General features: G+C 71.8%; 15 protein-coding genes, 1 tRNA gene and 1 pseudogene. 8 read left to right on the forward strand and 9 right to left on the reverse strand.

Going from position 1 to position 14,022, the window contains the following annotated elements; genetic code table 11:
- Positions 1-36 precede the first annotated feature (36 nt).
- The 7 genes from ACIBI9_RS17435 to ACIBI9_RS17465 are packed head-to-tail and all read right to left on the reverse strand — an operon-like array spanning position 37 to position 8,258.
- On the reverse strand, positions 37-843 hold the full coding sequence (locus tag ACIBI9_RS17435) for a transporter substrate-binding domain-containing protein (protein WP_397223104.1): 807 nt from the start codon (positions 841-843) through the stop codon (positions 37-39).
- A complete protein-coding gene (locus ACIBI9_RS17440) occupies positions 840-2,225 on the reverse strand; it encodes a hypothetical protein (RefSeq protein WP_397223105.1) in 1,386 nt (461 codons plus the stop codon). Before ACIBI9_RS17440 ends, ACIBI9_RS17435 begins: the two co-directional genes overlap by 4 nt.
- Positions 2,222-2,851: an FHA domain-containing protein gene (locus tag ACIBI9_RS17445; protein WP_397223106.1), complete on the reverse strand. Its 630-nt coding sequence runs from the start codon at positions 2,849-2,851 to the stop codon at positions 2,222-2,224. Before ACIBI9_RS17445 ends, ACIBI9_RS17440 begins: the two co-directional genes overlap by 4 nt.
- On the reverse strand, positions 2,851-4,137 hold the full coding sequence (locus tag ACIBI9_RS17450) for a VWA domain-containing protein (RefSeq protein WP_397223107.1): 1,287 nt from the start codon (positions 4,135-4,137) through the stop codon (positions 2,851-2,853). Before ACIBI9_RS17450 ends, ACIBI9_RS17445 begins: the two co-directional genes overlap by 1 nt.
- Positions 4,130-4,951, reverse strand: a complete 822-nt coding sequence (locus ACIBI9_RS17455; RefSeq protein ID WP_397223108.1) for a protein phosphatase 2C domain-containing protein — start codon at positions 4,949-4,951, stop codon at positions 4,130-4,132. The genes ACIBI9_RS17450 and ACIBI9_RS17455 overlap by 8 nt, the downstream gene beginning before the upstream one ends.
- A gap of 11 nt (positions 4,952-4,962) precedes the next feature.
- Positions 4,963-7,095, reverse strand: coding sequence for a tetratricopeptide repeat protein (locus ACIBI9_RS17460; protein ID WP_397223109.1), 2,133 nt, complete (start codon positions 7,093-7,095; stop codon positions 4,963-4,965).
- Complete coding sequence (locus tag ACIBI9_RS17465) at positions 7,092-8,258, reverse strand: hypothetical protein (protein WP_397223110.1); 1,167 nt, start codon at positions 8,256-8,258, stop codon at positions 7,092-7,094. The genes ACIBI9_RS17460 and ACIBI9_RS17465 overlap by 4 nt, the downstream gene beginning before the upstream one ends.
- Positions 8,259-8,437: 179 nt before the next feature.
- On the opposite strand from ACIBI9_RS17465, the gene ACIBI9_RS17470 reads away from it, so the two are divergent.
- From ACIBI9_RS17470 to ACIBI9_RS17480, 3 genes are read left to right on the forward strand one after another with little or no spacing between them, the layout of a single operon-like run.
- The gene (locus ACIBI9_RS17470; RefSeq protein WP_350725179.1) at positions 8,438-8,596 is read left to right on the forward strand and encodes a hypothetical protein; all 159 of its coding nucleotides are present in this window, start codon (positions 8,438-8,440) and stop codon (positions 8,594-8,596) included.
- A 32-nt stretch (positions 8,597-8,628) separates the two neighbouring features.
- Positions 8,629-9,903, forward strand: a complete 1,275-nt coding sequence (locus ACIBI9_RS17475; protein ID WP_397223111.1) for an amylo-alpha-1,6-glucosidase — start codon at positions 8,629-8,631, stop codon at positions 9,901-9,903.
- The gene (locus tag ACIBI9_RS17480; RefSeq protein WP_397223112.1) at positions 9,900-10,376 is read left to right on the forward strand and encodes a hypothetical protein; all 477 of its coding nucleotides are present in this window, start codon (positions 9,900-9,902) and stop codon (positions 10,374-10,376) included. Before ACIBI9_RS17475 ends, ACIBI9_RS17480 begins: the two co-directional genes overlap by 4 nt.
- A gap of 70 nt (positions 10,377-10,446) precedes the next feature.
- On the opposite strand, the gene ACIBI9_RS17485 is transcribed toward ACIBI9_RS17480, so the two are convergent.
- Positions 10,447-10,764 carry a YtxH domain-containing protein gene (locus ACIBI9_RS17485; protein ID WP_397223113.1) on the reverse strand — a complete coding sequence of 106 codons (318 nt, stop codon included), beginning with the start codon at positions 10,762-10,764 and terminating at the stop codon, positions 10,447-10,449.
- A 126-nt stretch (positions 10,765-10,890) separates the two neighbouring features.
- Between ACIBI9_RS17485 and ACIBI9_RS17490 the strand changes: the two genes are divergently transcribed.
- The 3 genes and pseudogenes from ACIBI9_RS17490 to ACIBI9_RS17500 all read left to right on the forward strand — a co-directional run bounded on the left by ACIBI9_RS17490 (position 10,891) and on the right by ACIBI9_RS17500 (position 11,443).
- Positions 10,891-10,962, forward strand: a tRNA-Asn gene (locus tag ACIBI9_RS17490).
- 152 nt (positions 10,963-11,114) lie between these two features.
- Positions 11,115-11,267 (forward strand): annotated as a pseudogene (locus ACIBI9_RS17495) (flavin reductase family protein); the annotation flags it as partial.
- 32 nt (positions 11,268-11,299) lie between these two features.
- On the forward strand, positions 11,300-11,443 hold the full coding sequence (locus tag ACIBI9_RS17500) for a hypothetical protein (RefSeq protein ID WP_397223322.1): 144 nt from the start codon (positions 11,300-11,302) through the stop codon (positions 11,441-11,443).
- 22 nt (positions 11,444-11,465) lie between these two features.
- Here the strand turns inward: ACIBI9_RS17500 and ACIBI9_RS17505 are convergent, their stop codons facing one another.
- Positions 11,466-11,642, reverse strand: a complete 177-nt coding sequence (locus ACIBI9_RS17505; protein WP_397223114.1) for a hypothetical protein — start codon at positions 11,640-11,642, stop codon at positions 11,466-11,468.
- A gap of 75 nt (positions 11,643-11,717) precedes the next feature.
- Here ACIBI9_RS17505 and ACIBI9_RS17510 point away from each other — a divergent pair, with 75 nt between their 5' ends.
- Together ACIBI9_RS17510 and ACIBI9_RS17515 are read left to right on the forward strand one after the other, a co-directional pair.
- Positions 11,718-12,860 carry a sensor histidine kinase gene (locus ACIBI9_RS17510; RefSeq protein WP_397223116.1) on the forward strand — a complete coding sequence of 381 codons (1,143 nt, stop codon included), beginning with the start codon at positions 11,718-11,720 and terminating at the stop codon, positions 12,858-12,860.
- On the forward strand, positions 12,848-13,888 hold the full coding sequence (locus tag ACIBI9_RS17515; protein ID WP_397223117.1) for a response regulator: 1,041 nt from the start codon (positions 12,848-12,850) through the stop codon (positions 13,886-13,888). The genes ACIBI9_RS17510 and ACIBI9_RS17515 overlap by 13 nt, the downstream gene beginning before the upstream one ends.
- Positions 13,889-14,022: the final 134 nt, after the last annotated feature.

Raw genomic sequence — 14,022 nt, forward strand, 5'->3', positions numbered from 1 at the left:
GCCTGATCGCCCGGGCCCTTCCCATGCCGAAAGCCGTCAGGAGCAGCCCTCGAACTGCGGCACCGCGACCGTCGACAGGTCCAGCCCCGACTTGCCGAACCACTGGTGCAGCAGCCGCCCGGCCGTCCCGTCCTGGTACATGTCGGTGATCGCCCGGTTGACCGCCTCGCACCCGGCCACGTCGCCCCTGCGCATGCCCACCCCGGTGCGCTGCTCGTTGAACTGCGCGTTGGCCAGCTTCAGCCCCGTCCCGTCCTGGTTGGCCAGCCCCGCCAGGATGACGTCGTTGGTGGTGACCGCGTCGACCTGCTTGCTCTTCAGCGCCGTCAGGCACGCCTTGTAGTCGTCGAACGGCACCAGCTCCGCCGGCACCTCGCGCTCCTGCACGACCCGCTGGGCCGCGTTCGAGCCCTTGACCGCGCAGATCTTGCGGCCCTTGAGCTCGCGCACGTTCTTGATCGTCTCTTCGGGCCGCTGCAGGATGTCCTGGTAGGAGATGTGGTACGGCCCCGCGAACAGCACGCCCTTCTTGCGCTCCTGGTCGATCGTGAACGTGGCCAGCACCAGGTCGGCCTTGCCGTCCGTGAGCACCTTCTGCCGGTCGGCGGCCAGCACGGGGATGTAGGAGGCCTGCTTGTGCAGCTTGCGCGCGATGTAGGCGGCCACGTCCACGTCGAAGCCCTCGAACCCGCCGTCGGGGCGGCGGAACCCGACCGACGGCAGGTCGGGCCGTACCGCGATGACGATCTGGTCCTTGTCCAGGACCGATTCCTGCCCGTCCGTCCCGCAGCCCGCGACGACCGTCGCGAACAGGGCCAGCACCGCTGCCAACGCCCGCTTCACCGGTACTCCTTGAGTCGTGGCCACACCCCTGCGATCACCAGCAGGCCGATCGCGCCGATGGCGAACGGCAGCAGCCGCCACAGGTTGTCCAGCGAGCCTTCGCCGGTCTGGATCGCCCGCGTGAACACGGCCTGGTGCCCGGCGGACAGCGACACCAGCGCGCGGTCATAGGCGTCGAACGCCTGGGTCACCGGCCCGAGCCGCTCCGCGACCGCCTCGTTGGTCCTGCCGCCGGCCACCAGCTCGCGGAACTTCCCGTCGGCGGCCTGGAAGCTCCGGTACGCCTCCATCGCCTGGTCGCCCTGCTCGCCGACGAGCTCGGGCCCCAGCAGGCCGAGGACGTCGTCGCCGCCCTTGGCGACCTGGTCGTGATAGGTCCGCAGGTTGCCCGCCGTGAGGTAGACGACCGACATCGCCTTGTCCAGGAACGTGTGCTCGTAGGTGTCGGCCCACTCCTTGTCGAGCAGGTAGCGGCTCTGGTCGCCCTGCATGCTGTTGCTGATCGAGCGCGCCTTGGCCAGCGTCAGCACCGAGTCGAACCCGGCCGACTTCGCCGTGCGCAGCGCGTTCTCGTCCTGCGCGAGCACGTTCATCCCGGAGATCAGCGCGACCGCGGTCGTCACGGTGGCGACCAGCAGCGCGGGACCGAACACCCGGCGGAAGCGCCGCGCGAGGAAGACCTGCAGCCAGATCAGGCAGCCCAGCGCGAGCAGCCCGGCCAGCACCACGGCGACCCGCAGGAGGGGCACCATGACGGCTTTCTCGTCGTAGGTGGCACGCACGATCGTGCCGCTCTCCAAGGTCAGGTTGTACGCCTGGGGCAGCAGCTGGACCCGCATCAGCTTGGTGGCCTCGCGGTAGGTGAGCACCACGTCCTGGGGCGGCGGCCCCGGCGCGTGCTTGGAGCGCTCGTCCAGCAGCAGGGCCTGGCCGGTCAGCCGTTCGTAGCGGCCCAGCCGGTCGAGCACCGAGTGGACCGTCTCCTGTTCGGCCTTGGTGTCGGCCAGCGAGAGCGCCTGCATCAGTGCCTGGTTGGCCCTGGAGCGCGCCGCCTCGTAGCGGTCGAGCGCCTGCGCGCGCTGCGGCGCGTACTGGTCGCCCATCACCAGCACGTTGGCCACCTGCGCGTCCATGTCGCTCAACGCCAGGTAGAGATCGGCGGTGGCGACCACCTGCGGACCCGCGTCACGCCCGATGACCTGCAGGCCCTCGCGGGCGGTCATGCTGCCGACCGCGATCGCCCCGAACAGCAGCGCCAGCGAGGCGACGGTGATGCCGGTGATGACCCGGATCCTGCCGGGCACGCTCCGGCGCGCCGGCGGCGGGCCGCCCGCCGCCTGCACCGCGGGCGCCTGGGGCGCCTGGGGCTGTGCCAGGGTCACGGCGTGCCCTCCCTGATGGTGATGACGGTCCACGCGCCCAGGTGGATCCTGTCGCCCGCGCCGACCCTGACGGGCACGTTGACCTTGACGGGCTTGCCGTTCACCTGGGTGCCGTTGGAGGAGCCGGGATCGACCAGCATCCACGAGCCGTCCGGCTGCGCCAGCAGCACGGCGTGCAGGTGGGAGACGCCGGGGTCCTCCGGCGGCCCGGTCAGGTCGATCTCGGGGGCCAGGCTCCTGGCCCTGCTGCGCCGCCCGATGCGTACCTGCTCGCCCATCAGCGCGAACGAGCGCTCAGGGCAGTAGGGCGGGAACGCCATCGTCGCCGCGTCGGGCCCGCCCTCGGCGACGACCTTCTCGTAGTAGGTCCGGTCGGCCGCCGTGACGGCCTCGAACCGGACCCCTTGCACGGGGACCGAGACAGGCGCGCTGCCGCCGGTGTAGTCGTGCCCGCACACCTCGCAGAACTGCCCGGCACGCGGCGTCTGGCAGACCGGGCACGCCTCGGCCGACGGGCCCGGCGCCTGGGGCTGGGGCGCCGCCGCGGGCGCGCCCCCCATCTGGGCGCCGCAGACGTCGCAGTAGTCGTCGGCGCCTGACGGGTGCCCCTGCGGACAGGTGGCCATCAGTTTCCTTCCTTGCGCAGCCGGCTGGTACGGATGGAGTCCGTGTCGAGCTCGAGCTCGTCGGCCTTGCCCACGTTCCTGCGCAGCCTGGCCGTGCCGGTGGCCGGATCGACCTCGACCACCTTCTCCAGCAGCCTGGCCGTGTCCTCGCGGCCCGACTGGGCGGCCAGCTGCTGGGCCTTGGCCAGGCGGGCGGTCGCGGTGTCGACGTCGCCCATCGCCCGGGCGCTGAGGCCGTCCTGGATGAGCTCGTGCAGCTCGGCCTGGCCGGTGTAGTGGGCGACCTTGCCGTTGATCCGGGTGGACTGCGCCAGGTCGTCGGTCCACTGGGCGAGCACGTTCCCGCTGGCCACGACCTCCTGGGTGTCGGGGCGTACGAGCTTGACCCAGCCGGCCCTGATCTCGTGCCCGATCTGCCCCGGCGGCACCTCCACGCAGATGTGGTACTCGCGCTCCTCCGCGCCCCAGGAGCCGGTCGGGTAGTCACCGGTCAGCGGGTTCACGTCGGTGCGCTTGCCGGTCAGGTCGAGCAGCGTGGGGGAGACCTGCTTGACGAACTTCAGCGTCGCGGTCTGCGGCACCCACACCCGCAGCGACAGCTCGGCCACGGTCTTGCTCATCGACGTCTGCGTCAGCCTGCGGAAGTACTCCGACAGATCCCCTTGGTTGCGTACGAAGTCGAACGAGCCGAGCATGGCCTCCGCGACCTTCCGCAGCTCGCCGGGCACCCAGTCCTCGCCGATCCCCAGGGAGTCGCACACGAACTTGCCGCTCCAGCCCGCCAGCACCGAGGCGAACACCTCGGGCCGCTCGTTGTTCTGGCCGTCGGTCATCAGCAGCGCGTGCCGGATCGCCGACGGGTGCGCCGAGAGGAGGTGCCCCGCCAGCTTCAGCCACTCGCCCATGGCGGTGCCGCCGTGCGCGCTCAACCGGCTGATCGCCCGCTCGGCCTCGGCCCTGGTGGCCGAGCTCGCCTTGGCCAAATTGGTGTTGCCGCCGGGGTAGACGACCTTGGCCCGCTCGGTGCCGGCGACCACCGCGAAGTAGACCCCGTCGCGCAGGGTGTGGACGGCGGTTGTGGCCGCCTGCCTGGCCTCGCGGATCTTGCTGCCGCTCATCGAGCCGGACGTGTCAATGATGATCACTTCGGCGGCCTCGGCGGCGACCGACTGGGTGGTGACGCCGCCGCTGGAGCTGACCGTGAGGATGGCGTGCACGTCGCGGCCGTCGGTGGAGAGGTACTTGTTCTGGTCGATGGTCAAGGTGAAAGTCGGCTGGTCACCCATGCGTCACTCCTAGGGGGATCAAGGCAATGGTCACGTTGTCCTGGCCGCCGGAGTCGAGCGCGTGGCGCAGCATCTCGCGGGCCATGTCGATGGGGGTCCCGGAGCCGGGGAAGGCGTAGCCGTCCAGATAGCGCCACAGGCCGTCGCTGCAGACGAGCAGCAGGCCCGGCTCCTCCGGGGTGAGGGTGCGTATGTGGAGCGGGACGTCGACGGCGTCGGCGCCCAGCCAGCCGGTGATCTCGCCGGTCTCGATCGCGTCGTCCACGGTCAGCATGACGCCGGGCCGGCCCGCCGGGGCCGGCAGCCAGTAGGCCCTGGTGTCGCCGGCCCAGCCGAGCGTGATCCGGCCCCGCTCGACCACGGCGGCGATGTACGTACAGGCGGGGGCGTCGTCCACGGACGTGGCGAGCTTGGTCACCGCGCGCCCGGCCAGCTCGAACGCCTCCTCCTGCCCCAGCCCCCTGGCCAGCGCCGCCGAGGCGGTCTCGACGGCCACCGCGGACGCCTCGTCGGCCCTGGGCGAGCTGCCCACGCCGTCGCAGACCACGGTCACGATCGCGTCGCCGGACGTCAGCAGCGCCACGGCGTCCTCGTTGCGGCTGCGGCGCAGGCCCTTGTCGGTCACGGCCGCCGCGCCGCCGTCGATCACGCTCTCCGCGTGGTCCCTGTCGGTGGGCTGGCGCAGGCCGCACCGCTCGCAGTAGCCCTCGGCGTCCACGGCCGCCGCGCCGCACGACGCGCAGGTCGGCGCCCCCAGGGTGTGCCCGCACGCCTCGCAGTACGTGTCACCCGCGAGCACGGGCGCCTCACACACGGGACAACTCATCAGACCCACGTCCTCGGCCGTACGGCGTTCGCCTGGTCGATGAGGGCGTGGCGCTCCTGGCGGGACTCGGCCGCGACGGCCAGCTTGCGGAAGATCGACTCCAGCCGCCTGCGCAGCCCCTGCTCGGTGAACGGCGCCTCGGCCAGCCGCGCGCCCTTCGGCGGCGAGCTGCTCTCGAGCCAGGTCAGCGCCGAGGTGAGCAGCTCGGCGGTCAGCACGTCGCGGCGGCGCGGGTCGAGGTCGGCCTGCTTGGCCAGCCGGTCGGCCGAGCCCACCAGGTCGTCCGTGGTGAGCCTGCTCAGGTCGGCCCCCCGTACGACGGAGACCGCCAGCGCCACCTGCGCCCGCGCCCGGTAGACCGAGTGGGTGGGCACCTCGTCGAGGACGCTCATCCGGCCAGACCTGGCCAGCCCGAACACCGCGCTCACGTACGAGTGGTCGGTCCGCCAGACGGCCTCGTACCAGCCGGCGGCGGGCTTGCCCGCGCACTCCAGCGCTAACGCCAGCGCCAGCTTCGGCGCCAGCTCGCCGGGCAGCGCCGACAGGCACGCGTCGAACATCGCGACGGCCTCCTCGGGCCGCCCCGTGGTCAGCGCCAGGACTCCGCGGTACCAGGTGACCCGCCAGTCGCGGGGCAGCTCGATGTCCAGCTCGTGCAGCGCGACGGGGGCCTCGGCCGCGGCCCCCTCGGCCAGCAGCCTGGCCCGCATCAGCTTCGTCTCGGGCGTCTTCGGCAGCGCGGCGAGCTGGTCCATCAGCTCCTTGCCGTCGCTGCCCAGCAGCCCGGCCAGCGCGCCCGCGGCCGCGTCGGCGGGGTCGACCAGCGGCACCGGCAGCGCCTGCGCGACGGCCACCGGGTCGAGCGGCCCGAACACCACGTCGCTCTCCTCCGCCAGCGCCGTGCCCACGGCGGTCCGCTCGGGCCCGAACATCGGCGAGGGCGCCGGGTACGGGACCTTGTCCTCGATGGCACAGACCTCCCGCAGCACCCCGACGAGCTGCTCCTCCATCTCCTCCGCGCTCTGGAACCTGTCGGCGGGATTGACGGCGGTGGCCTTGCGCAGCAGCCGGGTGAACGACGGGTGCCCGCAGTCCTCGGGCAGCGGGTTGGCCACGCCGTTCGCGTACGGGGAGAAGCCCGGGATCGCCAGCACCGCCAGCGTCCTGGCCACGGTGTAGAGGTCGGCGGTGGCGGCGGCGGCGTGGCTCTCCACCTCGGGGGCGTGGTAGCCGGGCGTGGCCCAGCCCGAGCCCGGCGGCGCGCCGATGGGCAGCACCGCGCCCAGGTCGATGAGCTTGAGCCGCTTGCCGACCCGGATCACGTTGGCCGGCTTGAGGTCGCAGTAGACAATGCCGCGCTCGTGCAGGTAGGCGAACGCCTGCAGGATCTCCCGGCCGTACATGAGGGTCTCGCGCAGCGGCAGCGGGCCCTGGCGGCGCAGGTCGAGCAGCGACTGGCCGCCGACGTACTCCATGACGATGTAGCCGAAGCCGCCGGAGCGCTGGAAGTTGAGGATCTTGACGATGTTGGGGTGGTCGACCGTGGTGAGGAACTTCCGCTCGGCCTCCGCCGACTTCAGCGCCTCGGCGTCGTTGGTGTTGAGCAGGCCCTTGAGCACGACCCACATGCCGTCGAGGTTCTCGTCGGAGGCCAGGTAGATCCAGCCGAGCCCGCCGTGCGCCAGGCAGCCCAGCACGCGGTACTGGTCCCCCACCAGGTCGTCCTTGTCCAGCTTGGGGGTGAACGAGAACTGCGTGCGGCAGTGCGGGCAGAACCCGTCCGCCAGCCCCGGCCGGCCCTCCCTGGAGCGCCCGACCTCCTGCTCGCATGCCGGATTGGCGCAGAACCGCTTGTTCTCGGGCACGACGGGGTCGGCCATCACGGCGGTGGCCGGGTCGCGGTAAGGCACTGACGGCAGGTCGGCGATGGTGGCCAGCACGCCGGCCCGCGACCTGCCGCTGCTCACCGGAGAGGTGACGGATCTGCTCACCGGCTGGGTCTGCACGGGAACAGAGGCAGGCCCGGAAGCAGACACCGGCGCCGGCGCCGGGGCGCTCGCCGAGTGGCCGCACAGGTCGCAGTAGCCGTCCTCGATCGTGCCCGTGCAGCCCGGCTGCGCGCAGCGGGTCATGGCTTACCTCCGTGAATCGCGCGCTGGTACGTCTCGACGGCCGCCGCCGCCCTCGTCAGATCGCAGGGCGCGGTCCACAGCAGCACGCGCGCCCGTTCGAACAGCTCGGAGGCCGCCGGGTCCTCCGCCAGCCCCTTCCGCACCGCCATCACCTGGCAGGCGCCGAGCCGCCCGCGCAGCTCGTCACGCCTGCTGACCAGGCCGTAGAGCGCCTTGGCCGTCATCTGCGACTGCTCGGCGGCCTTGCGGGCCTCCTCCTCCAGCGCCGCCAGCCGCTTGGCCCGCAGCACCCAGGTGTCGGCCGAGGCGTCGAGCGCGTCCAGATCGGCGGCCAGGGACTCGGCCCGGCCGCGCGGCTGGGCCTGGGGCGGCAGGGCGATCTTCACGACGACCGCGCCGTGGGCCAGCCTGGCCTCGCTCTCGGCCGCCCGCACCCGGTCGAGCGCGGCCACGAGGTCCTCCCGCCGCCTGCCGAACTCGTCCTTGACGGTGAGCGCCAGCTCCAGCTCCGCGCGGGAGCCGGCCAGCAGCCGGGTCAGCCGGTCGAGGTCCGGCTCGGCGGAGGGGCCCAGGGGGTCTTCGAGCACCGAGCCGCGCAGCCGCTTCAGCTCGGCCTCCTGCGCGGTCAGGTCGGCACCCTCGCCCAGTTGGCGTTCGAGGTCGCGGATGTGGCGCAGGTCGCTGTCGGCGCCGTCGAGGCGGGGCAGCACGGCGTTCCACACCGCGTCGATGTCGTTGAGGGCGGAGGTGACCTCGCGGAAGGCGGCGTCCATCCGCGTCAGGGTCTGGTCGAGGGTCAGCCGCTCGTCCTTCTGGGGGAGCAGCGAGCGCTGCTCGACCGGCTTGGCGGTGGCCCGCAGCACCACGGACGGGCCCACGAGCAGCTCCGTCAGCCGGCTCAGCTGTTCGGGGGTCACCCTGGCGCGCGTGGCCCTGATCTGCTCAGCGTCGCGCAGCACCCCCCGGTACGCGTCGTTCAGAGACCACAGCGTGACCAGCGACTCCTGCGCCGCGGCCCATCTCCGCTGCGTCTCCCCGCGTAAGGAGGCTCCCTTGAGCAGCTGATAGGTGGTGTGGGATTCGAGATCGAGCAGGTCGCCGGAGACGCGGTCGCGTTCGTCGGCTCGAGCGCGCAGCGCGTGCTCGACGCCCTCCCTGCTCATAGGTGGTCCCAGGCTCATCACGCTCCCCGTGAAGCAGGCCGCCCCCGAACCCTTGCTCCTACCGGCACAACGGGGGGATCGGCCGGTTGGTTCCAAGAGTAGGGGTGACCCCTGACTTGTCCCTGATTCAACCCTGCATCGCCTGCAATTCGCTTAAAGGATCTTTTACCGTTGCGGGCATGGGACGAATTCTGCTGATCATCGCGGCCGTCGTGGCCGCACTCGTACTCCTCGGCCCCCTTGTGGGCTTCGCTCTCACGCTGCTCAAGTGGGGACTGATCATCGGTGCCGTGGCGTTCGGGGTCATGCTCCTGTCGAAGTGGGTCAAGAGGACATAGCGTCCTGGCGTTTCCCCAGGCATAGTTGTGTGATGGAGGCGCGGCCCGCGGTCGACGATGCCGCGCTCGGGCGCGAGGCTCTGGCCGTGCTCGAGGCGAACTGGACAGGCACGGGCACCGTGCCCGCGCCAGGTCTCTATCCGCACCAATGGAGCTGGGACTCCGCGTTCGTCGTGATCGGCCTGGCCAGGCACCGGCCGGACCGGGCCCGCGACGAGCTGCTCAGCCTGCTGCGGGGGCAGTGGGCGACCGGCATGGTGCCGCACATCGTCTTCCACACGCGCGAGGCGTACTTCCCGGGGCCGTCCGTGTGGCGCTCGCAGGAGCACGAGGCCGCGCCACGTGTGCTCACATCGGGGCTCACCTCGCCGCCGCTGCACGCGCTGGCTCTCTGGTGGTTCTACCGGCACACCGGCGACGTCGCGTTCGTCAGGAAGGCGTACCCGGCGCTGGTGGCCCAGCACGCCTACCTCTCCTCGGCCCGCGATCTCGGCGGCGCGGGCCTGGCGGCGATCGTGCACCCCTGGGAGTCGGGCATGGACGACAGCCCCTCCTGGGACGAGGCCCTGAACGCGCTGCCCGCGATCAGGTACGGCTACCGCCACGTGGAGCTGGAGGAGCGCCACCCCGACAGCGACCACGACCGCTACGTCTGGCTGGCCATGCGCTACCGGGACGCCGGGTATCGGGCCGAATACCTGCGGGACGAACATCCGTTCGCCATTGAGGACCCGATGTTCAACGGGATCTGGCTGGCCTCCTGCCAGGCCCTGGCCGAGCTGGCGCCGCTGGCGGGCGCCGACCCCGTACCCCACGCCGAGCAGGCGGACCGCATCAGGCAGGCCATGCTCGACCGCCTGTGGGACGGCTGCTTCTACGCCCGCGACCTGCGGACCGACCGGCTGATCCGGGTCTGCACGGTAGGCGGGTTCGGGCCGCTGCTGGATCCCGGGCTGCCCAGCGACCACCTGCACGCGGCGGTGGAGGTGCTGGAGTCGGCCAGGTTCATGGGGGCCACCGGCTATCCGGTGCCGAGCTGCGAGATCCGGGCGCCCCAGTTCGACCGTACGCGCTACTGGCGCGGCCCTTCCTGGGTGAACACCAACTGGCTGCTGCGCAGGGCCGCGGCCGTGCACTCGCTCGACCAGCTCGGCCAGCAGCTCGCCAACGGCACCCTGCGCCTGGTCCGGCAGGCCGGATTCCGGGAGTGCTTCGACCCCTTCGACGGCAGCGGGCGCGGGTGCAGGGACTTCTCGTGGAGCGCGGCGCTCACCCTCGATCTGCTCGCCGATAACGTGGAGGAATGAGCATTTTCCGTCGCCTGCCCGCCGACGTGCGCAAGTCCCTGGCCACCGAGCCCGGGGAGCGGGTGCTGACGTTCGCCGCCGGGGCGGTCTCCGGCTATGTGGTTGCCACGAACCTCGCCCTCTACCTGACGGACGGGACGCGGGTGCCGTACGAGAAGGTCGACAAGGCGTCGTGGGACGACGACGGGGTGCGGATCCTCACCACGGACGGCACGTGGCACGCCGAGCGGGTCACCGAGCCGCGGATGCTGCCCGAGACCGTGCGGGAGCGCGTCAACTCCACGATCGTGGTCAACAAGCACGTGAAGCTCCCGGGGAGGGGCGGCGTGCGGCTGGTGGCCAGGCGCCGGCCCGGCGGCGAGGTGCGCGGCTGGACCTTCGTCTTCGACGACGGCCTCGACCCCGAGGACCCGGGCCTGCGCGCGCAGGCCGAACAGGCCCTGGAAGGGCTGCGGCGGAGCATGGGCGTGTGACGCCCGCCCAGCTGTGGACGCCCGTACGGAGCCGTGTGGGGCGTCCACGCCCATGCCCTGCTCTGCCGGATCAGTAAGGGATGCCGCTCTCGCGGGCCTTCTTGTCCACGATGTCCTCTTCAGGCCAGCCCGTGCCCGTGTCGGGATGGTGGTTGTCGGCACTGAGGAACGGGATGCGGTGCTGCAACGTCGCACCCACCTTCGACCTGGCCGCCCCGGCCAGCCTCGACGCCTGCGCGCCCACCACCCCGGCGACCTCCTGCACCCGGGGGCTGTCGGCGACGCGCTGTGCCGTCCGCTTGATCTGCTCGTACCGCTCGCGCCCGGCCCGGCTGCCCAGCACGTAGCCGATCGCCAGACCCGCAGCGAATGTCACTCGATAACGCATTTTGCACCTCCGCTGTCTCCGGGCCTACCCCGCTTGCGATGCGACACGCACTCCAGGAGTGCGCTAATCTATTCCTGCGCACGACGAAGGGGCCCACAACCCCCGACGAAATGCGCAGACGCACGATCCCGCGTAGCTCAACGGCAGAGCAGCCGGCTGTTAACCGGCAGGTTATAGGTTCGAGTCCTATCGCGGGAGCTTCGGTTCCACAGCTCGGGCCCCCTTCCTGGATCAAGGACAGGGGGCCTCAGTCGTTCCTGGAGCCCGGTCTCTCCGCGTGGCGGCCACTACGCTCGGTCGTCGTTCCGCGGCCGATCGCGTGGGTCTCCACGGTCACCCCCGACGGAGCGGTGGAGAACCTCGCCCCGCACTCCTTCTTCAGCATCGCCGGCACCGACCCGCCGATCGTGCAGTTCACCTCGATCGGCCGCAAGGACTCCCTGCGCAACGTCGAGGACACCGGCGAGTTCGTGGTCAACTTCTCCTGCGAGCCGATGCTGCACCTCATCCGCGACACCGCCACTTCCTCGCGGCGGTGCACGAGGAGTATTTCGTCAACGGCCGGCCCGACGCCGAGCTCCTGCACGCGCCGGCCAAGCTCGGCGGCGACCAGTGGGGGACGCTGGGCGAGATCCTGCACCTGAACCGCATCCCTTACGAGGAGCCGCAGGCCGAATGATCCCCGGGGGAAGCGGGACAGGTCAGGAGGGGCGTTTGGCGACGACGCCGGTCAGCGCCCGGCCGAGGCCGACGACGAGGCCGCCGACGATGGCGACGACGCCGACGCCGCCGGTCTGGAGCACTGCGAGCAGGGCGATCACGACCCCGTAGACCATGGTCAGGGCGAGCATCAGGCGGAGATACGTCTTCTGTGTCATACGCACACGATCGCGCGGCGCGGGACAGCGGTCTGTCCCCCGATCGGTGGACATGTCCCCGCTAAAATGCCGATCATGGGCAGTCCCGTGGACGCGCGGGCGGAGAACGCCTGGCTGCGTTCCTATCCCTTCTGGGACGCGTACTTCGCGATCGTGCTGATCGCCACCATCATCACCGTCGTGGTGGACGACGGGGCGCCGGTCGCCGTCATCCTGTTGCTCCTGATCACCGCCTCGTACGCGCTGTGGGGCCGCAAGGCCGTGCGGGCGCCGGTCGCCCCCACCAGGGAGGGCTGGTGGCACGCCGCCGCGATGCTCGTCCTGTTCACCCCGGCCGACCTGCTCGCGCCGCAGTCCGCCGTCGCGCTGTCGGCGCTGATCCCCATGACGTTCATGGCGCTGCGGCGGGCGCGGGCCGTGGCCGTGACGGTGGCCATGTTCACCGGGCCCGCCATCCAGCTCATGGCCGAGAACGGCTCGCACCCGCTGCTGATCGCGGTGGCGATCGTCCTGGGATTGTCGGCCAGCACGCTGCTGGGGGTGTTCATCGACCGGCTCGGGCGGCAGAACACCGAGCGGGCCCGGCTGATCGCGGAGCTCGACCGCACGCGGGAGGAGCTGGCCGAGGTGAGCAAGGAGGCAGGGATGCTGGCCGAACGCGAGCGGCTGGCCGGTGACATCCACGACACGCTGGCCCAGGGGTTCGCGAGCATCGTGATGCTGCTGCAGGCCGCGGGGGACGAGCACGACCCGTACGTGCGGCGGGCCATGCGGACGGCCAAGGAGAACCTGTCCGAGACCCGCGCGCTCATCGCCGCCCTGGCGCCGCCCGCGCTGGAGGGCGCCTCGCTGGAGGAGGCGCTGGAGCGGCTGGCCAAGGGATTCGAGCTGCCCGTGGAGGTGAGCGTCGCGGGGGCCGCCGACGTGCCCGCCCTCGTGGCGGAGGCGCTGGTGCGGGCCGCCCAGGAAGGGCTGGCCAACGTGCGCAAGCACGCCCGCGCCCGCTCCGTACGGCTGGCCCTCGAACACGTGCCGGGCCCGGCCGTACGGATGTCGATCGCCGACGACGGGCGCGGCTTCGACCCCTCGACCGGCGGCGACGGGTACGGCCTGCGCGCGATGCGGAGCCGGGTGATCCGGCTCGGCGGCACCGTCCTGATCACCGGCTCGCCCGGCCAGGGGACCACGCTCGCCGTGGAGCTGCCGTGCTCCGGGTGATGATCGTCGACGACCATCCGATCGTCCGCGAGGGGCTGCGCGGGATGCTGCTGGCCGAGCCGGACATGGAGGTGGTCGGCGAGGCCGGGTCGGGGGACGAGGCCGTGGTCGTCGTGCCCCGGCTGCGGCCCGACGTGATCCTCATGGACCTGCGCATGCCGGGCGGGGACGGGGTCAGCGCCATCGAACGGCTGGGGCCCGGCCACCGGGTCATCGTGCTGACGACGTACGAGGACGAGGGGGAGATCCTGCGGGCCGTCTCCGCGGGCGCGGCCGGATACCTGCTCAAGGACGTGTCACGGGCGGACCTGGCCTCGGCCGTGCGGGCGGCGGCCGGCGGCCGGACGGTGCTCTCGCCCTCGGTCGCCGCGCGGCTGGCCGGGCGGCGGCCCGCCGTGCCCGTGCTGTCGGAGCGGGAGCGGGAGGTGCTGGAACTGGTGGCCCAGGGGCTCACGAACGCCTTGACCCGCCCCGCGCACACCGTCCCTTTCCTCGAAAAACCGCGGTCACATCGGGGTCGGCGAGCTGGTGAACCTGAAGATCTCTTCGGGTGCCTTAAGCCCCCCTTCAGGTGCGCCGCGCCACCCTCGGGCTGTCTCATCGACTCGGGGAAGGAGACCCCAATGTTCAAGCGACGCGCCGCCGTCGTCCTCACCGCCGCCGCGCTCGCCCTGGCCGGCATGGCCGGGTCCGCGCTGGCCGACGACGGTCCGATCGAGGTGCGCGGCGAGGGGCTGGTCAGGGTCCACGGCGAGCCGGACTTCCCGGCCGGCCCGCTCACGTGCTGGCTGACCGACGGCAAGGTCGTCAAGTTTTCCAAGGCCAAGGTGGCCGAGCTCGTGGACGAGGAGTACATCGAGCCGGCCCAGCCCGTGACCGTGGGCGGCGTGACGACCGTGCCCGCGGACCGGCTGTCGATCAGCGTCCCGGCCGGGGAACTGCCCTACAAGGTCAAGGCCGGCAAGCGCTGGCACCGCAGCCGCGTCATCCACCTCACGTGCGTCTGGAGGGACCACGCGAGCCGGTAGCCGCTCACCGCGCCCCGGGGCCTCCCGGGGCGCGTTCATTTCGTGGTTTGGCGGGACAAAGCAGAGGGCGGCAGGTAAGGATGGGTTACCGGTCCTCTGGGCCGGGAGCCGCGGGCAGGTCGACGGGGGCGAGG

This window comes from Nonomuraea sp. NPDC050451 (assembly GCF_044458585.1).